Here is a 21,895-nt window from a genome sequence, read left to right as displayed (position 1 = left end):
TGCTCTTCCCCGTGCTCCTCATTGCCATCAGGTTCGCCGTTCCATGCCCCAAGCCGTCGCCGGTCCGGAGATCGAGCGCCTGATCCAGCTCCTGGCCCGGATGCCGGGCCTCGGGCCGCGCTCGGCCCGCCGGGCGGCGCTGCAGCTCATCAAGAAGCGGGAGGCGCTGCTCGCGCCCCTCGCGGAGGCCATGCGGGTGGCTTGCGAACGCATCGTGGTCTGCCACGAATGCGGGAATGTCGACACCTCCGATCCCTGCACGATCTGCCGCGACCACAGCCGCGATCCCTCGATCCTGGTCGTGGTGGAGGACGTCTCGGACCTCTGGGCGCTCGAACGCTCGGGCGCCGTGACGGCCCGCTACCACGTCCTCGGCGGCGTGCTCTCGGCGCTCGACGGCATCCGCCCGGAGAACCTCAACCTGTCGCGCCTCGTCGAGCGGGCGAGCGTGCCGGAGATGCGCGAGGTCATCCTCGCCCTCAACGCAACCGTCGACGGGCAGACCACCGCCCATTACATCACGGAACTCCTCGCCCACCTGCCCGTGAAGGTCACCAAGCTCGCCCATGGGGTGCCGGTCGGCGGCGAGCTCGACTATCTCGACGAGGGCACCCTCTCGGCCGCGATCCGTCAGCGCACCGCCTTCTGAGGCCCGTCACCGCGATTTGACCCTGGGCGGACGAATCCCTATCTCGAAAATTCACGAGCGGCGCCCGTCGGCGCCCCGATCCGGTTTACCCGCATGACCATCCGCCCCCTCGTCATCCTTCCGGACGCGCGCCTGCGCGTGACCTCCGAGCCGGTCGGCACGATCACGGGCGAGGTGCGCAAGCTCGCTTCCGACATGCTGGAGACCATGTACGACGCGCCCGGCGTCGGCCTCGCGGCGATTCAGATCGGCGAGCCGACCCGCATCGTCACGGTCGACACCTCGAAGGACAAGGAGGCGCGCAACCCTCTGGTCCTTCTCGACCCCGAGATCGTCTGGGCCTCCGAGGAGACGCGCTCCTACGAGGAAGGCTGCCTGTCGATCCCCGAATACTACGCCGAAGTCGTGCGGCCCGACCGGGTGCGGGTGCGGTTCCGCACCCTCGACGGGGAGGTCGTGGAGCAGGAGGCCGACGGCCTTCTCGCCACCTGCCTGCAGCACGAGATCGACCATCTCAACGGCGTGCTGTTCATCGACCATATCTCGAAGCTCAAGCGCGACCGCGTGCTGAAGAAATTCGCCAAGGCGGCCAAGCGCGGCCAGGAAGCGGCCTGATCCGTCGTCGCCATGCCGCTCAAGGTCGTCTTCATGGGCACCCCGGATTTCGCGGTGCCGACGCTCGCCGAGATCGTCGGGAGCGGCCACGAGGTCGTGGCGGTCTACACCCGGGCCCCGGCCCCGGCTGGGCGCGGCATGGCGCTCAGGCCCTCTCCGGTCCAGGCGCTCGCCGAGCGGTTCGGCCTGCCCGTGCGGACGCCCGCGACCCTGCGGAGCGAGGAGGCCGTCGAGATCTTCCGCGGCCATGACGCGGATGTGGCGGTGGTGGTCGCCTACGGCATGATCCTGCCGCCCGCGATCCTCGACGCACCGCGCCTCGGCTGCCTCAACCTCCACGCCTCGATCCTGCCCCGCTGGCGCGGCGCCGCGCCGATCCAGCGCGCCGTGATGGCGGGGGATTCCGAGACCGGCGTCGCGGTGATGCGCATGGAGCCCGGCCTCGATACCGGCCCGGTGGCGATGCTGGAGCGGGTCGCGATCACGCCCGAGATGACGGCCGGGGAACTCCACGACCGGCTGATGCCGCTCGGCGCCGACCTGATGAACCGGGCCCTCGGGGCCCTGGAGCGCGGCGGCCTGACCTTCACGCCCCAGGCCGCGGAGGGAATCGTCTACGCCCACAAGATCACCAACGAGGAGGCCCGCCTCGACTGGGCCGAGCCGGCGCAGCGCCTCCACGACACGATCCGGGGCCTCTCGCCCTTTCCGGGCGCCTTCTTCATGGCCGATCTCGGCCGCGGGCCGGAGCGGGTGAAGGTGCTGCGCGCGAGCCTGGCCGATGGAAGGGCTGAGCCGGGCACGCTGCTCGATGCTCACGGCACCGTCGCCTGCGGCGAGGGCGCGATCCGGCTCCTGCGCGTGCAGCCCGCCGGCAAGGGGCCGATGGAGGCCGGCGACTTCCTGCGCGGCCGGCGCCTGGAGCCCGGCGCGCGCCTCGCCTGATCCCGATGCCCCGCTACAAGCTCGTGGTCGAGTATGACGGCACCGCCTTCGCGGGCTGGCAGCGGCAGGCTGCGGACCGCACCGTGCAGCAGGCCCTCGAAGAGGCGATCGAACGCTTCGTGAACCGGCCGGTCCGCGTCCATTGCGCCGGGCGCACCGATGCGGGCGTGCATGCCTCTCACCAGGTGGTGCATCTCGACCTTGACCGGGAGTGGCGCACCGACACGGTGCGGGACGCGACGAACGCGCATCTGCGGCCGGAGCCGGTCTCGGTGCTGAGCGCGGCGCGCGTCGGTCCGGACTTCGACGCCCGCCATTCGGCGCTGAAGCGCCATTACCGCTACCGCATTCTCAACCGCCGCAGCCCGCCGGCCCTCGCTCGCGGCTATGTCTGGCACGTGCCCTGGGCGCTCGACGCCGCGGCGATGCATGCGGCGGCCCAGACCCTGCTCGGTCGGCACGATTTCTCGGCCTTCCGCGCCGCCGAGTGCCAGGCCAGCAGCCCGCTGCGGACCCTCGACCAGCTCGACGTGGAGCGCCGCGGCGACGAGATCCTGGTGGCGACCTCGGCGCGCTCCTTCCTGCATCACCAGGTGCGCGGGATGGTCGGCACGCTGATGCTGGCCGGAAGCGGACGCCTCGACACGGCGGGCGTGCGCGCCGTTCTCGACTCGCGCGACCGGGCGCGCTGCGGTCCGCTCGCGCCGGCAGCGGGGCTGACGCTGACGGGGGTGGATTACCCGGAAGCAGCGCTGTCAGCCCCCGGCTGACTGAACCAGCGCGTGCGCTCCGGCCGCCACGGCGGCCACGATGCCGGCGCAGGCGAGCGTCATCAGGGCCGCGGCCGGTCCGGCGAGGCCGAGCGTCTGGCGCACAGCGGTGGCGTGGACGCGCAGCAGCACGACCGCGAAGGCGACGGCCTGCATGAGCGCGAGGCCCGGGGTCGAGAGCCCGAGCACCAGCATCAGCCCCGGCACGGACAGCACCAGGAAGGCGACGATGAGGATCCAGTTCGTCACCACGACAAAGGGCACGTAGAGCGCCGTCAGGCGCAGCCGCCGCGTCACGCCGATCATGGCGAGCGGCACGGAGAGGAAGCAGGCCAGCGTGCCGCCGATCACCGCCAGCGTCACATGGTCCGGGCGCAGGAGCGGCGCCCGGCCGAGATCGGCCGGCCCCCGCTCCAGGGCAAGCGCGATCACCACGGCCGGCGCCGCCAGCACGATCGCCCCGAAGGACCGCCAGAAGCCGCGCTCGCTGCAATCGAAGCGGCGCAGCGCGCCTGGCCGCCCGTTGAGGAGATCGGCGGTGCCGCGCAGGGAGCGGCCGATTTCGTCCACGCTGACCAGCATGGCGACACGGCTCCCGCGCCGGATCCAGCATCCGGCAATCGCGAGATTCTACTTTCGTCGTAGACCGGTCAAGCCCGCTTCTGCAGCGCAGCATCGCCCGGGAAATAGGCATCGAGCACCCGGCGGAAGATCGCGGTCAGCCGGTCGAGGTCGGCCAGAGCCGCCCGCTCGTCGATCTGATGCATGGTCTGCCCGACGAGCCCGAACTCGATCACCGGACAGGCATCCTTGATGAATCGGGCATCCGAGGTGCCGCCGGTGGTGGAGAGGGCCGGACGACGCCCCGTCTCGGCCTCGATCGCCGCCGTGACGAGATCCACGAAGGGATCCGGCTGCGTGAGAAAGGCGACGGCATTGGTCGGCTGGACGGCCAGGGTGTAGCGCACCGCGTTGCCCGCCGCGGCATCGAGGCGGCGGCGCAGCTCGGCCTCCAGGGTCGCAGGCGTCCAGAGATCGTTGAAGCGAATGTTGAAGACGGCCCGGGCCTCGGCCGGGATCACGTTCGAGGCCGGGTTGCCGACATCCACCGTGGTGAATTCGAGGTTCGAGGCGTCGAAATGCGCCGTGCCCGCATCGAGCGGCGCGGCGAGGAGCGCCCCCGCGAGACGGATCAGGCCGGGGATCGGGTTCTCGGCCCGGTGCGGATAGGCGACATGCCCCTGCACACCGTGCACGGTCAGCGCGGCGGTGAGCGAGCCGCGCCGGCCGATCTTGATCATGTCGCCGAGGCGGTCGGGGTTGGTCGGCTCGGCCAGGATGCAATGGTCGAAGCGCTCGCCCTTCTGCCTCGCCCAGGCCAGCAGCTTGACCGTGCCGTTGACCGCCGGCCCCTCCTCGTCGCCGGTGATCAGAAAGGCGATGGAGCCGCCGAAATCCGGCCCGCGCTCGGCCAGGAAGGCGAGGATTGCGGCGGCGAGGCAGGCGATGCCGCCCTTCATGTCGACGGCGCCGCGCCCATGCACCTCGCCCTCCTCCACGACGCCGCCGAACGGATCGTGGCGCCAGGCGGCGAGGTCGCCGGGCGGCACCACATCCGTATGCCCGGCGAGGAGCAGGCAGGGTCCCGCCGTGCCGATGCGGGCATAGAGGTTCTCCACGTCCGGCGTGCCGGGCTCGGAGAAGACCGGGCGCTCGACGGAGAATCCCGCCGCACCGAGCAGATCCGCCAGAAGGCTGAGCGCCCCGCCCTCGGCGGGAGTCACGGAGGGGCAGCGGATCAGGCCCTGGGTCAGGGCGAGAGGCGACGGGGTGTTCGGCACGGGCGGCCCCGGATTGACGGCGGGAACGGATCCGTAGAGCATTTTCCGACACAGTGGATCCCGGTTCGCCGCAGAAAATGATGCAAACATCCGGCTTCCGGCCGGTCGCATCCGGGTTTATGGGCCGGATATGACGAGTCTCACCCCCGACGAGATCGAGCGCTATGCCCGCCACATCGTGCTGCGCGACGTGGGCGGTCCGGGTCAGGCGCGGCTCAAGGCGGCGCGGGTCCTGGTGGTCGGGGCCGGAGGGCTCGGGGCGCCGCTGCTCCAGTACCTAGCGGCGGCCGGGATCGGCACGCTCGGCATCGTCGACGACGATACGGTCTCGCTGTCGAACCTGCAGCGGCAGGTCATCCACGGCACGCCGGATATCGGCCGGCCGAAGGTGGAGAGCGCCGCCGAGGCGGTGCGGCGGCTCAACCCGCATGTGCGGGTGGAGACGCAGGCGCTGCGGCTCACCGAGGGCAACGCGGAGGCGCTGATCGCCGGCTACGACCTCGTGGCGGACGGCTCGGACAATTTCTCCACGCGCTACACGGTCTCGGATGCCTGTTTCCGGGCGGGCAAGCCGCTCGTCACGGCGGCGCTCGGGCAGTTCGACGGCTCGCTCACCACCATCCGGGCGCATGAGAACGGGCCGGACGGGCGGCCGAACCCGACCTATCGCTGCCTCTTCCCCGAGCCGCCCCCGGCGGGCGCGGTGCCCACCTGCGCGGAGGCCGGCGTGCTCGGGGCGCTCGCGGGCCTCATGGGCTCGCTGATGGCGCTGGAGGTGATCCGCGAGATCACGGGCTTCGGCGAGGGGCTGGTCGGACGGCTGCTGATGGTCGATGCCCGCTCGCTGCGATTCGAGACGCTCGCCTATGCGTGGGATCCGGCCAACCCGCTCAGCGGAACGGCGGCTCGTCGAAGCTCCTGAGCTTGCGCGAGTGGAGCCCGCTGCGGTTGCGGCGGAGCGCGTCGAGGGTGGCGAGCCCGATCAGCAGATGCTCGCCCACCGCCCGCTCGTAGAAGGCGTTGGCGGCGCCCGGCAGCTTGATCTCGCCGTGGAGCGGCTTGTCGGAGACGCAGAGCAGCGTGCCGTAGGGCACCCGCAGCCGGTAGCCCTGCGCCGCGATGGTGCCGCTCTCCATGTCGACGCCGATCGCCCGCGAGAGATTGATGCGCCGCCGCTCCTGCGACCAGCGCAGCTCCCAGTTGCGGTCGTCGTAGGTGACGACCGTCCCGGTGCGCAGGCGGCGCTTGAGGGCCTCGGCCCGCTCGCCCGTGACGGTCGCCGCCGCCTCCTGGAGCGCCACCTGGATTTCGGCCAGCGCCGGGATCGGCACGTCCGGCGGCACGAGCTCATCGAGAATGCGGTCGCGGCGCAGATAGGCATGGGCCAGCACGTAGTCGCCGATCGTCTGCGACTGGCGCAGGCCCCCGCAATGCCCGACCATCACCCAGCAATGCGGGCGCAGCACGGCGAGGTGATCGGTGATCGTCTTCGCGTTCGAGGGGCCGACGCCGATATTGACGAGGGTGGTGCCCTGGCCGTCGCGGGCGACGAGATGGTAGGCCGGCATCTGGAACCGGTGCCAGGGCGAGGCGGCGATGAGCGCATCCGCCGCGGCCCCGGCGACCTCCTCGGCCGTCACCGCGATACCGCCCGGCAGGACGAGTCGCTCGTAGCGGTCGGGCGCCTCCGCCAGGGTCTTCAGCCCCACCCGCACGAACTGATCGACGTAGCGGTGATAGTTGGTGAGGAGGATCCAGGGCTGGATCGCCCGCCAGTCGGCACCCGTATAGTGCACGAGGCGGCGCAGGGAGTAATCGACCCGCGGCCCGTCGAAGAGGGCGAGCGGGCGCGGCTCGTCGCCGGCATCGAACCACAGGCCGTCCGCGATCTCGTCGCCGACGGTCGAGAGCATCGGGGTCGGGAAATGGCGCGCGAGGTCGCTCGAAGTCTGTTCGCCGCGGCTCAACTCCGCCCCGGGCTCGACCACGTAGGGATAGGGGATTTCCTGCGCACTCAGGCCCACCTCCATGGTGGCGCCGTAATCGGCGACGAGAGGGCGAAGCTGCTCCAGCAGGTAGGCCCGGAAATGAGCGGGCTGCGTCACCGTCGTGGCGTAGATGCCCGGCCCCTGGAACTTCGCGGTCGCCCGCTTGATGCGCGGCATCGGCCCGGCCGGCCGGTAGGTCAGGCGCAGCTCCGGGTAGCGGAAGCTCAACCGCTCGGAATGGTCGGGCGGCACGCCGTCCGCGAGGAAGCGGGTGAGGGCCGCCTGCAGGCTCTCGGTGGCGGAGGCGTGCAGGGCGGCGAGGCGATCGACCGCCGTCTCCGGATCCGGCACGGTCTCCATCGGTCTCAGTTCATCGGCGAACACGATCGCGCGGCCTCCTCACCCTGGGACGGCGGGAGCGTGACGCCGGCCCCGCCATCTCCCTGTTGCGGCGACCTTGCCTTCAAGGCAAGGCCGTAAAGCCTTGCCCCGAAGCCAAGACCGCAGGGCCTCGAAGGCCGCGCAAGGGATGCCCGATCCGGACCAACGCCAAAGCCCCGGCGAGGCGAACCTCCCGGGTGCCGATCCGAAGGCGGCGGGGACTCTTTCGCGGCCGCGCGATCAGCGCGGCGCCAGGATCATGATCATCTGGCGTCCTTCGAGCTGCGGCTCGCTCTCGACCTTGGCGACGTCCTGCGTCTCGGCCTTCACGCGCTCGAGCAGGCGAAGCCCGAGATCCTGGTGCGCCATCTCGCGGCCACGAAACCGCAGGGTCACCTTGACCTTGTCGCCTTCCTCGAAGAACCGCTGCACGGCCTTCATCTTGACGTCGTAGTCGTGCTTGTCGATGCCGGGCCGGAGCTTGATCTCCTTGACCTCGACCGTCTTCTGGCGCTTGCGGGCCTCGGCCTGCTTCTTCTGTTCGTTGAAGCGGTAGCGGCCGTAATCGAGCAGCTTGCAGACCGGCGGCGAGGAATTCGGCGCGATCTCGACGAGGTCGAGACCCACTTCCTCCGCGAGCTGCAGGGCGTCGAAGAAGCCCATCACCCCGCGGTTCTGCCCGGACTCGTCGATGAGTTGAACTTCACGAACGCCGCGGATGTCCCGGTTGGCGCGCGGCCCTTCCTTCTGCGGGGCCGGCATGGCTCTCATAGGTCTGCGAATGGCTGTGATCTCCTCGTTGTTGTCGCTGTCGGCAGATCCTTCCGCCCCTGAGCCTCAAGGGCGGTCGCGGGCGGCCGCGCGGACAAACTCGTGTGAACCGCGGCACCTTGGCTAAACCGCGCGAGATGTCAACTCGCCGAAACGGAACTTGGTTGCGATCCTGTGCTGAACGTGCGGAATCTTGTCTCCACGGGGCTCTGCCCGGACTTCCGGCTGGAGAGCATGCCCAGGAGACGTGGAGCCCGGCTTCGCCGCGGATATCCGATCGATCAAGGCCTTACATCGGGGCTTCGAGACGCTCCCAACGGAGTCTAAGCCGCAGCGCTCGGGCGGTGGAGAAGCGCCGCATAGACTGCGAGCGTGTCGGCGGTCATGCGTTCGAGCGAGAAATTCTGCTCGACGTGCCGGCGCGCCCGGCGGGCGAGGGCATCCCGGGCGCTCGCCCCGAGCTGGAGCGCCTCCGCCATGGATTCGGCGAGCGGCGCCACCTCCCCGGCCGGGACGCGCCAGCCGGTCCGTTCGCCTGCCGGCACCTCCGGCGGCGCCAGCACGGTCTCGCGCACTGCGCCGAGATCCGACACCACCACCGGCGTTCCGATCGCCTGCGCCTCGACCGCCGCGCGGCCGAAGGCTTCCGGGGCGGTGGAGGGGACCGCCACCACGGAGGCCGCCCGGAAGGCGGCCGGCATGTCGGTGCAATGCCCGACCCGCCGCACGAGGCCCGCGAGGTTGTGGGAGGCGATCAGGGCGTCGAGTTCACGCAGGTAGCCGGCGCGCCCCTGGTCGTCCCCCGCCAGAACCACCGCGAAGTCCCGCAGGCCCTGCGCCCGCAGGGCCGCTGCCGCCTCGATCAGCACGCGCTGCCCCTTCCAGGCGGTGAGCCGAGCGGCCATGAGAACGACCCGCTCGTGCGGGGCGACCCCCCAGGCCCGGCGCAGGGTCTCGACCCGGCCCGGTTCGACCTGCGCGGCCGAGAAGGCGAAGAGATCGGTCCCCCGATGGATCACCTGGATCCTCTCCTCGCCCGTCTGCGGGTGCGCCGCCCGGATCAGCTCCGCCGTGTAGTGCGAGTTGGCGATGACCATGTCGCCGCGGGCCATCACCGAGTTGTAGAACTGCTTGATCGGAGTCTTCCCCGAATAGCTGCCGTGATAGGTGGTGACGAAGGGCAGGCCGAGCCGACGCCGGGCCCCGAGCGCCACCCAGGCGGGGGCTCGCGAGCGGGCATGCACGAGCTGCACGCCCTCCGCCCGGCAGATCCGGGCGAGGCGCCCGACATTCAATGCCATGGCGACCGGGTTCTTGGTGCGCGCCGGGAAAGGCACCCAGACCCCGCCCTTGGCCTGCAACTCGCCCACGAGGCGGCCGCCTTCGCTGGCGACGAGCGCCCGGGCCCCCACCGCCGCGAGGGCCGCGGCCACATCGACCGTGGTGCGCTCCGCGCCGCCCGCGTCGAGTTCCGGGATGATCTGGAGCACGGTGGCGCCTGCCAGCGGGTGGCGGCTGCTGGCGGGAAACGGGGCGGCCTGGCTCGACGGCATGGGGCTCCAGGTCCTCGCTCGGAGAGCCACAGGGTCCGGCCCCCGGCCTGCGGCCGTTGCGCCCCCGCGCGCTCCCTGGTGTAGACATTCGGTGACGCCGAGCATGACGTGACCTTCTCCCGATCGGATTTCCGATCTGTAAACGCTCGGCCCCGGAGACCCTGCCCCACGATGGACCAGTCGACGCGCCCCGCCACCCTCATGCCCGTCGCGAGCGGCGGGCGGACCCGTCACATCGCGACGCTCGTGCGCGAGGGCAAGGGACCGCCCGTGGTCTGGCTCGGCGGCTTCCGCTCGGACATGCGCGCCACCAAGGCGGAGGCGCTCGATGCCTGGGCTGCGGCGCGGGGCCGCGCCTTCGTGCGCTTCGATTACGGCGGCCATGGCGAATCCGACGGAAACTTCGCCGATTTCACCATCTCCGACTGGCTTCAGGATGCCGAGGCGGTGATCGGGCGGCATGCCGCCGAGCGGCCGGTCCTGGTCGGATCCTCGATGGGCGGCTGGATCGCGCTTCTCGCCGCGCGCCGGCTGCGGCCAGCGGGCCTCGTCCTGATCGCCCCGGCGACGGATTTCACCGAGACGCTGATGTGGGCGCAGTTCTCCGGGGCGATCCGCCGGCAGATCTCCCAGGAGGGCGTATGGCTGCGCGATTCGGCTTATTCGCCCGAGCCGACGCCGGTCACCCGGGCGCTGATCGAGGACGGCCGGCAGCATCTCCTGCTCGACGGCCCGATCGATCCGGGCTGCCCCGTGCATATCCTGCAGGGGATGGCCGATCCCGACGTGCCCTGGCCGCACGCGATGCGCCTCGTCGAGAGGTTGCCGGCTCACGGCGTGGTACTCACGCTGGTCAAGGACGGCGATCACCGGCTTTCGGATCCGGCGAACCTGGCGCGGCTGACCGCGGCGGTGGAGGGGATCGCCTGAGGCGCCCGGCGAGGGGGCGCGGCCCCCTCCCCAGCGGGAGCGGGACCGGCCCGATGCCGCGAGGCTCGTCCGTCAGTGCACGCTCACGGCCTGAAGGTCGTGCGCCCAGGCATTGGCGATGGCCGCGTCGCGGCTATCGGTGAGCAGGATCGGCGCGCCGCTCGCGGACAGGAGCGCGAACAGGCTGAGGCCGGGCGAGAGGTCGGGCGCCTGCGGGAAGAGGCGCTTCACGTCTTCCGAACTCATCGGCTTGATATAGGCAACGTGACCCTCGCCGAGAGCCGCGAGTGCCTGGGGATCGAGGGTCAGGTTCCGGTCGGTCATGGTCGCCCTCCTTTACGAGGCGGCAGAGCGGTTGGTCGCAGCGGGCCCCGCAGCAGCCCGGCGATCAGGGAATAATGTGGTGAGCCTCATTCGGTTTCGCGCGTCGCGATGTCGATCCGCCGCACGATGCGCTCCGGCTCCGGGCGCGCAAGGTCGATCGAGAGCAGTCCGTTCGACAGATCGGCCCCCAGCACCTCCATGCCATCGGCCAGCAGGAAGGCGCGCTGGAACTGCCGCGCGGCGATGCCGCGATGCAGGAAGGTCCGGCTCTTGTCGTCGGTCTGCCGGCCGCGGACGATCAGCTGGCTTTCCTCCAACGTGACGTCGAGCTGCTCGCGGGTGAACCCGGCCACCGCCAGGGTGATCCGCAGGCGCTCCGGCTGCCGCTCGGTGCGGGCGAGCCGCTCGATGTTGTACGGGGGATAGCCGTCATTCGCAGCCTTGGCGACACGGTCGAGCGCCTGCTCGATCTCATCGAAGCCGAGGAGGAACGGATGCCCAAAGGGCGAGGGACGCGACATGGACGAACGAAGCCCTTCTGCGACGAGGCACTTCGAGACTCGAGCCCGCGGATGCAGCGCTCAGGCTGCCGGCGGACATCCGCCAGCGCTGCAGATATGGAAGCGGGCCGCCGGCCCATCAAGAGCCGCGGGCCGTCCCATGGCCAAGTCTCTCCTACCAAATCTCGCCGGGCTGCACACCGTGTTCCCGCGGCAACGCGGCGGGAAACCCGGCCTGCCGCGTCGCGCCCGGTGGGCACGGATCTGGCCGGCTCGCCACGGTTCGGCTAACGCTCGGCAGGTCCGTCTTCGCCCGGCTGCTCCATGGTGTCGAGGGTTCCGATGCGCCGTCCAGCCTGGCTTCCGGTCCTGATCCTCACGCTCGCCTTCGACCACGGCATCGCCTACGGCCAGGGCGCCACCTCGGTCGCGGCGCCGGCCATGGCGCTCTCGCCTCAGCCGCCGGAGGGCGCCGGCGGCGACCCGCAGACCGCCGTGGCGCAGCCCGAGACCTCGTCCAAGCCCTCCGCCAACGTGACCACGTCGATCCAGGGCCTCCTCGGCCCCTATGCGGATCCCGGCGGCATCCGCAGCTTCCTCGCCAAGCGCGGCATCGAGTACAGCCTGACCTATGTGGGCGAGGTGCTCGGCAACCTGTCGGGGGGGATCCGGCGCGGCGCGATCTACGAGGGGCGCCTCGACCTGCAGGTCGATGCCGACCTGGAACAGCTGGCGGGCTGGAAGGGCGCCACCTTCCATACCAATTTCTACCAGATCCACGGCACCGGCCTGTCCCGGTACTATATCGGCAATCTCGACGTGATCAGCGGCATCGAGGCCCTGCCGTCATCGCGCCTCTACGAGCTGTGGATCGAGCAGAAGCTCTTCGACGACCAGCTCGGTATCAAGATCGGGCAGATCGCCGCCGATACCGAGTTCATCGTCAGCCAGACGGCGACCCTGTTCGTGAACTCGACCTATGGCTTTCCCGACATCACCGGCGTGAACCTGCCGAGCGGGGGGCCGGCCTACCCGCTCGCGACGCCTGCCGTGCGTGCCAAATACACGCCCAACAAGAATTTCTCGCTCCAGGTCGGCCTCTTCAACGGCGATCCGGCCGGGCCGTTCAAGCCGGGCCTCGACCCGGATCCGCAGCGGCGCAACCGCACCGGCACGAATTTCCGGGTGAGCGATCCGCCGCTTCTCATCGCGGAGGCAGCCTATGCGTACAATCTCGACAGCGAGCACCGGGGACGGCTGGTGATCGACGAGCCGGGCACGATCACGCTCGGCGGCTGGTATCATTTCGGCCACTTCGGCAGCCCGCGCTTCGACCAGACCGGCCGCTCGCTCGCGGATCCGTCGACCACCGGCATCGCCCGCCGCTTCCGCGGCAATGGCGGCATCTACGGGATCATCGACCAGACGTTGTTCCGCGAACCCGACAAGAAGGACGAGGGGGCGAGCGCCTTCATCCGCGTCTCCGGTTCCCCCGGCGACCGCAACGTGGTGGATTTCTACGTCGATACCGGCATCGCCTACAAAGGCCTGCTGCCCGGCCGCTCGGACGACACCGTCGGCATCAGCCTGGCGTATTCGCGCATCTCGCAGTCGATCCGCGGGCTCGACCTCGACACGATCCTGGCGACGGGCGCGCCGCGGCCGGTGCGCAACTTCGAGGCGCAGCTCGAAGTCACCTACCAGGCCCTGATCGCGCCCGGGATCACGGTGCAGCCCGATTTCCAGTACGTCTTCCATCCGGGCGGCAACGCGGTGAACCCGCGCTCCCCCACCGGCCAACGGATCAAGAACGCCGCGATCCTCGGCCTCCGCTCCACCATCCGCTACTGATCCGGTTTCCGGACGATCGGTTCGGAGAGCGGATCACAGCGTCTCCGCCCCTTCCCGCTCTCCCTTTGCGGGCCCGTTCGGGCCTGCACGACTGGATCGGCAGCGGAATGCGACCCGGGACAGGGGGAGAGCGGGCGACAGCAGGCCGGGCGAGACGATCCTCGATCGTCTCCGGATGCATCGGGCGGACATCCTCTAGGGCTTTCCGGCGGCTTCGGATGCGGGAAGGTGCGCTCGGTGGCGTCGCCGGCCGCGGCCAGCCGGGTCACGGGCGGGGCTCGGTCCGTCCCGGCAGACGAACCAGCTTCTGGCTGATCCGGTCGCGAAGATCTGCCGGGAGATCGAGTTCGACGACCCGCCAGGTGAAGCCGCGCAGGCGCAGCCGCAGGCGGTACTGTCTCTCGCGCGGCTGGTCGGGCGGGTAGCTGAACACGACGCCCCGGAAGCCCCGCATCTCGGCCGTCCGCGCGAGGGCGAACAATTCGGACAGGGTGCGTCCCGAGAGGCCACGATCCTTCGGGCTCGCCCCGCCCTCCGGACGCGTGACGCCGAGGCGCTGTGGCCAGCCGTCATCCATGAGGTCGACGAGCATCTCGGGCGTCACCAGGGTTCCGACCACCGGCTCGACCAGGCTCGCAACCGCATCGGTGAGGATCTGGCGGTCGCGGGACGACAGGTCGGGCCTGGCCTCGATCGCCTGCATGGCCGCGGCCGTGGCCTGCCGGCTCAGCGACAGGCGTAAGGTGCGGAAGTTCACCCGCTGCGACAGAGCCGCAACGTCGCCCGTCCGGACGGCCTCGCTCAACCGGTAGAGCGCCAGATAGGGCGAGAGCGAGTAGACGAACCACGCCAGCACGAGGCCGAGGAACAGGCACCACCACCGCATGATGTCAGGTCGCCAGAGCCCTGGAGGCCGGGACGGGGCCGGACTTCATGCGTGGCGCGCGAAGGGGGCAAAGGCGGCGATCACCTGCTCGTAGACCGGCCGCTTGAACGGGATGATGAGCTCCGACAAGTTCGCCAGCGGCTCCCAGCGCCACGCCTCGAACTCCGCCTTGTGGGCGCCCCCGCCCGGCCGGTGGATGTCGATCTCGCTGTCTGCGCCCTCGAAGGCGAAGGCGAACCATTTCTGCGTCTGCCCCCGGTAGCGCCCCTTCCAGGGCTGGCCCGCCGCGAAGGTCGGGAGATCGTAGCTGAACCAGCCGGGCGCCTCCGCGAGGAAACGCACCGCCTCCGGGCGCACGTTCGTCTCCTCGTAGAGCTCGCGCAGGGCCGCCTCCCGCGGCGTCTCGCCGGCATCGATCCCCCCCTGCGGCATCTGCCAGGCATGAGCTCCCGTTTCCGCGGCGAGCGCCCCCTCCCCGCGCCGACGACCGGCGAAGACCAGCCCGTCGCGGTTGAAGAGGGCGATGCCCACGCAGGGACGATAGGGAAGATCGGCCAGGGAGGAGCCGACTGGTCGGGTGTCGTGATCTGCCATGGGGTGCTCGATCGAGCCTGTTTAAGCGGTGCCGCATTGTTTGTGCGAGAGAAGTCGCGGCCCGGCAAGGCGTCCGGCCGGTCAACGGCGCGTGCGCAGCGCGTGGCTCGCGGGGACGAGCAGGATGCCCCGGGCCTCGAGGTCGCGGCTCCAGCGGAGGATGCGCTCGACCGTGAGGGGCAGCGCCATGGCGGTCCCCAGGGCGAAGCCCTTGCGGCGGGCCGTTTCCTCGAGACGGGCGAGTTCGCGGTCGATGGCATCGGGCAGCGGCTGAGCGTCGACCACCGCATCCGCCCGCGCCACCGGTGTCCTGGTGCGGCGCCCGACCTCGAGGGCAAGCGAGCGCGGCGAGGACCCGTCGTCAAGGAAGCCGAGGCCCCTGGCGCCGATCTCGCGCAGCACCGGTTCGAGAGAGGCGGCCTCGCCGGTGAGGCGCGCTCCCATGTAGTTGACGACTCCGATCGCCCCGGGCACCCGGGCGAGCACGAAGGCCAGACGACCGGTATTCTCCGCCGGCTTGGCCCCGGCCAGCAGCGTCTGGGGACCGGGGTCGTTGTCCGGATAGTCGAAGGGCTCCATCGGCGCCTGGACCAGGACCTCGTGGCCGGCCTCGCGGGCGCGGGTCGCCGCCTTGCCGATGTCGCTGCCATAGGGCGCGAAGGCGAGCGTCACCGCGGGCGGGAGCCGGGTCACCGCCTCCTGGGTCACCGTCTGCCCGATGCCGAGCCCGGTCACCACGAGGGCGATCCGGCCGGCCGGCGCGGCGCCGCTGCGGAGGCTCGTCGCCTCGGGGCGGGCATAGATGTCGAGGGCGCGCGCCCCGTCCGGGCCGATGCGCGGGAGGACGCCGTAGCGCCCCTTCTCGACGAGGCGCGGATCGGGCGCCGGGGCAAGGCTCAGCTCGGCCGGATCGGGCACCCGGATCACCACCGCGTCGGGGACGGCGGCTCCCTCCGGGCGCGTGACCGCGACGCCGGAGGCACGCTCCACCTCCCCGGCCGAGCGGCTCCCGTCCGGGGCGGCGGGGGCGAGCGTGGGTTCCGGTGCGGGCGCGACGGGCTCGCGCAGGGTGATCGTCACGACGGCGTGAGGCTCGCCTCCGAGCGGATCCTCCGTGAAGGCGATCAGACAGGCGAGCGCCCCGACGAGGACACTGGAGCCGGCGGCCAGGATGGGGCGCACCGGAATGGCGGCGCGCCAGCGCGCGAGGCGGGAAGGCGCCTCGTTGCGTATCCCGAGTGGACGGGAGAGCACGTCGTTCGCGAGGGTCACGGCGTCGGATCCGGCCTGGAGCATCCTCCGACGAAGGGGGTCCTGGTTCGTCGCAGACAATGCAGCAACTTCAAAGGTCTAGAGCAGATTCCGCTCTTGCCTGAACGAAGGCCGCTCTGGCGACCGCGCCGAACGAAAAGGCCCGCAGCGACGGCCGTCCGACCGCCATTGCGGGCCCTCATGGTTAATGCCTGTTTAACGGCGGCCCACCGAAGGGCCGCGGCATCAGTTCGGGACGCCGGTCTTTGCCGTGTTGGCGGCGCCCTTCTGCACGCCGTGCAGCAGGTCGACGGCGGCGATGAGCTGCTTGTCCTTGGCCGGATCCGGCGGGACATAGGCCGATGAGCCGCCGCGCTCCTCCTGGTCCTTCTGCTTGAGGTGGCCCTTCAGGCCGGCCTCGCCCTTGGTCTCGTCCTTGCCCTTCAGGTCGTCGGGCACCTCCTGCAGCACCTCCTGGTCCGGCTCGATGCCCTTGGCCTGGATCGAGCGGCCGGACGGCGTGTAGTAGCGCGCCGTGGTGAGCCGAAGTGCGCCATTGCCGCCAAGCGGGATGATCGACTGCACCGAGCCCTTGCCGAAGGAGCGCGTGCCGAGGACGAGGGCACGCTTATGGTCCTGCAGGGCGCCGGCCACGATCTCCGAGGCCGAGGCCGAGCCGCCATTCACCAGGACCACCACCGGCTTGCCCTTGGTGAGGTCGCCGGACTTGGCGGAGAAGCGCTGCGTCTCGTCCGGGTTGCGGCCGCGGGTCGAGACGATCTCGCCCCGATCCAGGAACGCGTCGGACACCATCACGGCCTGGTCGAGCAGGCCGCCCGGGTTGTTGCGCAGATCGAGGACGTAGCCCTTGAGCTTGTCGCCGGGCAGGTCGTTCGTGAGCTTCTCGATCGCCGCCTTCAGGCCATCGAAGGTCTGCTCGTTGAATTGCGTCAGCCGGATATAGCCGATATCGCCGCCCTCGACCCGCGAGCGCACCGGCTTGATGCGGATCAGGTCGCGGTTGAGCGTGATCTCCAGCGGCTCCTTGGCCTCCTTGCGGGTGATCTTGAGCTTCACCGGCGAGTTGACCGGACCGCGCATCTTGTCGACGGCCTGGTTCAGGGTCAGGCCCTGGACCTGCTCGTTGTCGATCTGGGTGATGATGTCGTTGGCGAGAAGACCCGCGCGGGCGGCCGGCGTGTCGTCGATCGGGGTGACGACCTTGATCAGGCCGTCCTCCATGGTCACCTCGATGCCGAGGCCCCCGAATTCGCCGCGGGTCTGCACCTGCATGTCGCGGAAGCTCTTGGCGTCCATATAGCTCGAATGCGGATCGAGCGAGGTCAGCATGCCGTTCACGGCCGCCTCGATCAGCTTTGCCTCGTCCGGCTTCTCGACGTAGTCGGTCCGGATCTTTTCGAACACGTCGCCGAACAGGCTCAGCTGACGATAGGTCTCGGCGGAGGCCGCCACCGCGCTCGTACCCGAGAGCAAGTGGGTCTGGGTCGCCACCGTGGCGGTCCCGGCGCCCAGAATCGCACCGAACAGGACGAGGGAAACTTTGCGCATTATCCGCGAACCTTCTCGCTTGCCGCCTTGGCCCACCACGGCTCCGGGTCGATGGAGCCACCGTCTTTTCTGAACTCGACGTATAGGACGGGATCATTCCGCCCGCCGGCTCCCGCCGAAGGCGCCAAGCCCGTGTCCCCCATCGCGGCGACCGGCTCTCCGGCAAGCACGAACTGACCGACGTCCACGTTGATCTGATCCATGCCCGCCAGAAGGAGATAGTAGCCGTCGCCGGCGTTGATGATCAAGAGACGTCCATAGCTGCGGAAAGGCCCCGCATAGGCCACCCAGCCATCCGCCGGAGAGGACACGACGGCCTTTGGGCGCGTCGCGAGCGAAATGCCGCGGGTGGTTCCGCCATTGCCGTCGGCCACCCCGAACGCCCGGATCACCTCTCCGCTCGCCGGCCGCGGGAGCGAGCCCCGCACCTGGGCGAAAGGCATCTTCGGTGCCAGGCGGGCCGGATCGCGCAGGGCCGCGGCGGCGAAGCGCTCGCGGGTCTCGCGGCTCTCGGCCTCGGCGGCGCGGCGCGCCGCCGTGATCTCGCTGTCGAGCTTGTCGACGAGGTCCTTCAGGCTGCGGGCCTGGGTGGCGAGGCCGCCCGCCCGCTCGCGCTCGCCCGCGAGCCCCGTTTCCGCCTCGCCGAGGCGGGTCTGGCGGGCGGCAATGAGCGCGGTGAGCCGCTGCTGCTCGCCGGCCCATCCGGCGAGGTCCTTGCGCAGGGTCTCCCGGTCGGCCGCGATGAGGCCGCGCAGGCGTTCGAGTTCGGCGAGATCGCCGGCCAAGGTCTCGGCCTCGCCCTGGAGTTCGGGAACCACCGCGCCGAGCAGCATCGAGGTGCGGATCGCCGCCAGCACGTCCTCCGGCTGCACCAGCACGGCGGGGGGCGGACGCCGGCCCATCCGCTGGAGGGCGGCGAGCACCTCGGCGATGACGCCCCGGCGCGCCTGGAGGGAGCGCCGGATCGCGGCTTCGCTGGCGGTGAGCGTCTGGAGCCGGGTCTCCAGGGCGGCGATGCGATCCTCCGCTTCCTGCGCCTTGCGGGTCCCGTCCAGGAGGGCTTGGTTGAGGCGGGCGCGGTCGCCCTTCAGCTCCTCCACCTCCTTCTCCAGGCGGTCGCGGGTCGCGGCGCTCGCGGCGAGCGCCGCCTCGAGGGCCTTCAGGCTCTCGGCGCGCTGCTCCTTCTCGATCCGGGCCTGCTCGACGGGGTCGGGCTTGACGGATTCGGCCGCGACGGAGTCGGGCTTGGCCGGCGCACGCTCCTGCGCGGCGGCGGCCCCCGCGGCGACCAGCAGGGCGAACAGGACGACGAGACGAGTCACGGCGCGCCGCGGTGGTAGGGATGGCCGGCGAGGATGGTCATGACGCGGTAGAGCTGCTCCAGGACCAGCACCCGAACGAGCCCGTGCGGCAGGGTCGCGGCCCCGAAGGCGAACAGCAGGTCGGCGCGGCGCTTCACGCTCTCGCACAGGCCGTCGGCACCGCCGATCACGATCGCAAGGCCGGGACGGCCGCCGTCCCGCCAGGCGCCGACCTGCTCGGCGAGCGCGAGGCTCGTCACCGGACGGCCGCCCTCGTCCATCACGACGAGCGCGCTTCCGGGTGGCACCGCATCAAGGATCGCCGCCCCTTCCTCGGCGCAGCGGTCGGGTGCTCGGCGGGCGCGGCTCTCGGCGAGTTCCGTCACCTGCACGGCGGAGAAGCCCAGGCCGCGCGCGAGCGCATCGGCCCGCTCCCTGTAGGTCTCCACGAGCTCCCGTTCCGGCCCGCGCTTCAGCCGGCCGACGGCAACGAGGGCGAGCCGCACCGGGCCCCTCCCCTTATCCAGGATGGGTTCGTCAGCCGGCGAGGCGATCACCCGGCCGGTCGGCGCCCCACATCTTCTCGAGATTGTAGAAGTGGCGCACCTCGGGCCGGAAGATGTGGACCAGAAGGTCCCCGGCGTCGATCAGCACCCAGTCGCAGGCCGGCAGGCCCTCGACCCGGGCATTGCCGTGGCCGGCAGCCTTCAGCTCCTGCAGCAGCTTGTCGGCGATCGAGCCGACATGCCGGTGGGAGCGGCCGGAGGTGATGATCATGGCATCGGCGATCGAGGTCTTTCCGGCGAGGTCGATCTCGACCGTGTCCTCGGCCTTCATGTCCTCAAGGCAGCGCCGGGCGATCCCCATGAGAGCCTCGATGAGATCCTCGGCCGGCGGCGCCGCCGCCTCGGGCCGAGCGGGAAGCTCGTGGATGTGAGCCTCGTGGGAAGACGGTTGATTCAGTGCCGACCCCTGTCGATGCGCGCCCTGCGGCGCCAGGACTTCAAGATAAGGGGCTGTGCCCCCCGCTTTCAATACGGTGACGCCGCGGACCGTCATCTTGGCCGGGGATCGCCTTGGCCGGGGATCGACGGGCCGGCACCGCGCAGGGCGGTCGAGGACAGATCGGAGCGCGGCCCGTGCAGGAAGACCCAGGCGGGCGGGGCCGCCCGCACGAGACGCGCCGCATGGCGCTCGTCGAGGCGGAAGCGGTCCAGCGCCCGGCCCGCCGGCGCCGCGGTCGCCCTCAGCGTGAAGCCGGGTCGGTCGATCACGGCGATCGGCATCATCCGGGCGATCGCGCGCCAGCCCTGCCAGCGGTGGAAGCTCGCGAGGCTGTCGGCGCCCATGATCCAGACGAAGCGCAGGTCCGGCCGGTGCCGGACCAGCCACTCCAGCGACTCGCGGGTGTAACGGGCCCCGATCGCCGTCTCGAACGCGGTCACGGCGATGCGCGGGTCGCGGGCGATCGCCTCCGCTCCGGCGACGCGCTCCGCGAGCGGCGCCAGGATGCGGCGGTCCTTCAGCGGGTTGCCGGGGCTCACCATCCACCACACCCGGTCGAGGGCGAGGCGGCGCAGGGCCAGCCGGCTGACATGCAGGTGACCGGCATGGGCCGGGTTGAACGAGCCGCCGTAGAGGCCGACCCGCAGACCCGGCGCGCTCGGCGGCAGGCGGACGATCACCGCGGGCTTACAGCATCGGACCTGATTCGGGGATCAGGTCTGTTGCTGTATCTCTTTGTTTTCGCATCGTTTTTCGCCGAAAACCGGCATCCACTTTTCGGCACGATGCTGTATCTCTTTGTTTTCGCATCGTCTTTCGCCGAAAACCGGCATCCACTTTTCGGCACGATGCTCTAAGGCCGGATCTGGCCGGAGCCGTGCACGCGATACTTGAAGGTGGTGAGCTGCTCGACGCCGACCGGGCCGCGGGCATGCATCCGCCCGGTGGCGATGCCGATCTCGGCCCCGAAGCCGAACTCGCCCCCGTCCGCGAACTGCGTCGAGGCATTGTGCACCACGATCGCCGAATCGACCTCGGCCAGGAAGCGCTCGGCGGCGCCTGTGTCGTGCGTGACGATGGCGTCGGTGTGGTGCGAGCCGAAGGTCTCGATGTGGTCGATGGCGGCGTCGAGCCCCTCGACCACCCGCACCGCGATGACCGCGTCGAGATACTCGGTCCGCCAGTCGGCCTCGCTCGCCGGGGTCACGCGCGGATCGACCGCCCGCGTCGCCTCGTCACCCCGGACGGCGCAGCCCGCCTCCAGGAGGTCGAGGACGAGGGGAGCGAGGTGCGTGGACGCGCAGGCCCGGTCGACGAGAAGCGTCTCGGCGGCCCCGCAGATGCCGGTGCGGCGCAGCTTGCTGTTGCGCACGATGGTGCGGGCCATGGCGAGGTCGGCCGCCGCATGCACGAAGACATGGCAGATCCCTTCGAGATGCGCGAAGACCGGCACCTTGGCCTCGTTCTGGACCCGGGCCACCAGGTTCTTGCCGCCGCGGGGCACGATCACGTCGATGCAGCCGTCGAGGCCGCTCAGCATGGCGCCGACCGCGGCGCGGTCGCGGGTGGGCACGAGCTGGATCGCGTCCGCCGGCAGACCCTCGGCGACGAGGCCCTCCGTCATGGCGGCGGCGATGGCGGCGGCGCTGCGCAGGCTCTCGGAGCCCGCCCGCAGCACCGCGGCATTGCCGGCCTTGAGGCAGAGCGCGCCCGCATCGGCGGTGACGTTGGGCCGGCTCTCGAAGATCACGCCGACGACGCCGAGCGGCGTCGCGATGCGCTCGATGGAAAGGCCGTTCGGACGCTCGAAGGCGGCGAGCCGACGCCCGACCGGATCGGGCAGGCCGGCGATCGCCTCGACGGCGGCCGCGATGGCCTCCACGCGGGCGGGGGTGAGTTCGAGCCGGTCGAGGGTGGCGGCGGGCAGGTCCTTGGCGCGGGCCTCGGTCAGGTCGGCGCGGTTCGCCTCCAGGATCGCCGGGGCCGCGGCGCGGATGGCGGCGGCGGCGGCGCGCAGACCCCTGTCCTTCTGCTGGCCTGAAACGAGCGCCATGCGGCGGGCGGCGGCCCGGGCCTGGCGGCCGATCTCCCGCATGAGGGCGTCGACGTCGTCGGCCCCGGCACGGGCCTTCAGGGTGAGCACGGACACGGGCGAAGTTCCTGCGTAACGT

The 21,895-nt window shown here is 70.9% G+C and carries 23 protein-coding genes; 7 read left to right on the top strand and 16 right to left on the bottom strand.

The window, feature by feature from the left end:
- Window positions 1–43 precede the first annotated feature (43 nt).
- The 4 genes from recR to truA all read left to right on the top strand — a co-directional run bounded on the left by recR (window position 44) and on the right by truA (window position 2,979).
- On the top strand, window positions 44–649 hold the full coding sequence (gene recR, locus MNOD_RS22400; RefSeq protein WP_015931249.1) for a recombination mediator RecR: 606 nt from the start codon (window positions 44–46) through the stop codon (window positions 647–649).
- A 93-nt stretch (window positions 650–742) separates the two neighbouring features.
- Window positions 743–1,264 (top strand): peptide deformylase, encoded by a 522-nt coding sequence (gene def, locus MNOD_RS22395; protein ID WP_015931248.1) that lies wholly within the window; start codon window positions 743–745, stop codon window positions 1,262–1,264.
- Between the two features lie 12 nt (window positions 1,265–1,276).
- Window positions 1,277–2,209 (top strand): methionyl-tRNA formyltransferase, encoded by a 933-nt coding sequence (gene fmt, locus MNOD_RS22390; RefSeq protein WP_015931247.1) that lies wholly within the window; start codon window positions 1,277–1,279, stop codon window positions 2,207–2,209.
- 5 nt (window positions 2,210–2,214) lie between these two features.
- Window positions 2,215–2,979 (top strand): tRNA pseudouridine(38-40) synthase TruA, encoded by a 765-nt coding sequence (gene truA / locus MNOD_RS22385; protein ID WP_015931246.1) that lies wholly within the window; start codon window positions 2,215–2,217, stop codon window positions 2,977–2,979.
- Here truA and MNOD_RS22380 read toward each other — a convergent pair.
- Together MNOD_RS22380 and dapE are read right to left on the bottom strand one after the other, a co-directional pair.
- Window positions 2,965–3,561, bottom strand: coding sequence for a hypothetical protein (locus tag MNOD_RS22380; RefSeq protein ID WP_015931245.1), 597 nt, complete (start codon window positions 3,559–3,561; stop codon window positions 2,965–2,967). The two genes, truA and MNOD_RS22380, sit on opposite strands and share 15 nt — an antisense overlap.
- A 68-nt stretch (window positions 3,562–3,629) precedes the next feature.
- Complete coding sequence (gene dapE / locus MNOD_RS22375) at window positions 3,630–4,862, bottom strand: succinyl-diaminopimelate desuccinylase (protein WP_015931244.1); 1,233 nt, start codon at window positions 4,860–4,862, stop codon at window positions 3,630–3,632.
- A gap of 88 nt (window positions 4,863–4,950) precedes the next feature.
- On the opposite strand from dapE, the gene MNOD_RS22370 reads away from it, so the two are divergent.
- On the top strand, window positions 4,951–5,742 hold the full coding sequence (locus MNOD_RS22370; protein ID WP_015931243.1) for a HesA/MoeB/ThiF family protein: 792 nt from the start codon (window positions 4,951–4,953) through the stop codon (window positions 5,740–5,742).
- On the opposite strand, the gene MNOD_RS22365 is transcribed toward MNOD_RS22370, so the two are convergent.
- The 3 genes from MNOD_RS22365 to MNOD_RS22355 all read right to left on the bottom strand — a co-directional run bounded on the left by MNOD_RS22365 (window position 5,711) and on the right by MNOD_RS22355 (window position 9,513).
- Entirely contained in the window at window positions 5,711–7,192 is a 1,482-nt protein-coding gene (locus MNOD_RS22365) for an AMP nucleosidase (RefSeq protein WP_015931242.1), read from the bottom strand. The genes MNOD_RS22370 and MNOD_RS22365 overlap by 32 nt on opposite strands.
- A gap of 237 nt (window positions 7,193–7,429) precedes the next feature.
- Entirely contained in the window at window positions 7,430–7,951 is a 522-nt protein-coding gene (gene infC / locus MNOD_RS22360) for a translation initiation factor IF-3 (protein ID WP_244424548.1), read from the bottom strand.
- A 332-nt stretch (window positions 7,952–8,283) separates the two neighbouring features.
- Window positions 8,284–9,513 (bottom strand): glycosyltransferase family 4 protein, encoded by a 1,230-nt coding sequence (locus MNOD_RS22355; protein WP_015931240.1) that lies wholly within the window; start codon window positions 9,511–9,513, stop codon window positions 8,284–8,286.
- 171 nt (window positions 9,514–9,684) lie between these two features.
- On the opposite strand from MNOD_RS22355, the gene MNOD_RS22350 reads away from it, so the two are divergent.
- Complete coding sequence (locus MNOD_RS22350) at window positions 9,685–10,443, top strand: alpha/beta hydrolase (RefSeq protein ID WP_015931239.1); 759 nt, start codon at window positions 9,685–9,687, stop codon at window positions 10,441–10,443.
- Window positions 10,444–10,515: 72 nt separating this feature from the next.
- Here the strand turns inward: MNOD_RS22350 and MNOD_RS22345 are convergent, their stop codons facing one another.
- On the bottom strand, window positions 10,516–10,767 hold the full coding sequence (locus MNOD_RS22345; protein WP_015931238.1) for a BQ00720 family protein: 252 nt from the start codon (window positions 10,765–10,767) through the stop codon (window positions 10,516–10,518).
- 86 nt (window positions 10,768–10,853) lie between these two features.
- On the bottom strand, window positions 10,854–11,288 hold the full coding sequence (locus MNOD_RS22340; protein ID WP_015931237.1) for an Hsp20 family protein: 435 nt from the start codon (window positions 11,286–11,288) through the stop codon (window positions 10,854–10,856).
- 321 nt (window positions 11,289–11,609) lie between these two features.
- Between MNOD_RS22340 and MNOD_RS22335 the strand changes: the two genes are divergently transcribed.
- Window positions 11,610–13,118 carry a carbohydrate porin gene (locus MNOD_RS22335; RefSeq protein ID WP_015931236.1) on the top strand — a complete coding sequence of 503 codons (1,509 nt, stop codon included), beginning with the start codon at window positions 11,610–11,612 and terminating at the stop codon, window positions 13,116–13,118.
- Window positions 13,119–13,383: 265 nt separating this feature from the next.
- Here the strand turns inward: MNOD_RS22335 and MNOD_RS22330 are convergent, their stop codons facing one another.
- The 9 genes from MNOD_RS22330 to MNOD_RS22290 all read right to left on the bottom strand — a co-directional run bounded on the left by MNOD_RS22330 (window position 13,384) and on the right by MNOD_RS22290 (window position 21,873).
- Complete coding sequence (locus MNOD_RS22330) at window positions 13,384–14,004, bottom strand: DUF2939 domain-containing protein (RefSeq protein ID WP_015931235.1); 621 nt, start codon at window positions 14,002–14,004, stop codon at window positions 13,384–13,386.
- A gap of 45 nt (window positions 14,005–14,049) precedes the next feature.
- Window positions 14,050–14,598, bottom strand: a complete 549-nt coding sequence (locus MNOD_RS22325) for an RNA pyrophosphohydrolase (RefSeq protein WP_015931234.1) — start codon at window positions 14,596–14,598, stop codon at window positions 14,050–14,052.
- 81 nt (window positions 14,599–14,679) lie between these two features.
- Complete coding sequence (locus MNOD_RS22320) at window positions 14,680–15,894, bottom strand: divergent polysaccharide deacetylase family protein (protein WP_015931233.1); 1,215 nt, start codon at window positions 15,892–15,894, stop codon at window positions 14,680–14,682.
- A gap of 201 nt (window positions 15,895–16,095) precedes the next feature.
- Window positions 16,096–17,418, bottom strand: coding sequence for a S41 family peptidase (locus MNOD_RS22315; RefSeq protein ID WP_015931232.1), 1,323 nt, complete (start codon window positions 17,416–17,418; stop codon window positions 16,096–16,098).
- The gene (locus MNOD_RS22310; RefSeq protein WP_015931231.1) at window positions 17,418–18,740 is read right to left on the bottom strand and encodes a murein hydrolase activator EnvC family protein; all 1,323 of its coding nucleotides are present in this window, start codon (window positions 18,738–18,740) and stop codon (window positions 17,418–17,420) included. Before MNOD_RS22310 ends, MNOD_RS22315 begins: the two co-directional genes overlap by 1 nt.
- On the bottom strand, window positions 18,737–19,225 hold the full coding sequence (gene rlmH, locus MNOD_RS22305) for a 23S rRNA (pseudouridine(1915)-N(3))-methyltransferase RlmH (protein WP_015931230.1): 489 nt from the start codon (window positions 19,223–19,225) through the stop codon (window positions 18,737–18,739). The genes MNOD_RS22310 and rlmH overlap by 4 nt, the downstream gene beginning before the upstream one ends.
- 31 nt (window positions 19,226–19,256) lie before the next feature.
- Window positions 19,257–19,586 (bottom strand): ribosome silencing factor, encoded by a 330-nt coding sequence (gene rsfS / locus MNOD_RS22300; RefSeq protein WP_015931229.1) that lies wholly within the window; start codon window positions 19,584–19,586, stop codon window positions 19,257–19,259.
- A 188-nt stretch (window positions 19,587–19,774) separates the two neighbouring features.
- The gene (locus tag MNOD_RS22295; RefSeq protein ID WP_015931228.1) at window positions 19,775–20,404 is read right to left on the bottom strand and encodes a nicotinate-nucleotide adenylyltransferase; all 630 of its coding nucleotides are present in this window, start codon (window positions 20,402–20,404) and stop codon (window positions 19,775–19,777) included.
- 173 nt (window positions 20,405–20,577) lie between these two features.
- The gene (locus MNOD_RS22290; RefSeq protein WP_015931227.1) at window positions 20,578–21,873 is read right to left on the bottom strand and encodes a glutamate-5-semialdehyde dehydrogenase; all 1,296 of its coding nucleotides are present in this window, start codon (window positions 21,871–21,873) and stop codon (window positions 20,578–20,580) included.
- Window positions 21,874–21,895 lie beyond the last annotated feature (22 nt).

The sequence above is a fragment of the Methylobacterium nodulans ORS 2060 genome (assembly GCF_000022085.1).
Taxonomy (GTDB): Bacteria; Pseudomonadota; Alphaproteobacteria; order Rhizobiales; family Beijerinckiaceae; genus Methylobacterium; species Methylobacterium nodulans.
The sequence above is the reverse complement of the archived record's forward strand: the minus strand, read 5'-3'. Positions and strand labels throughout refer to the sequence as shown.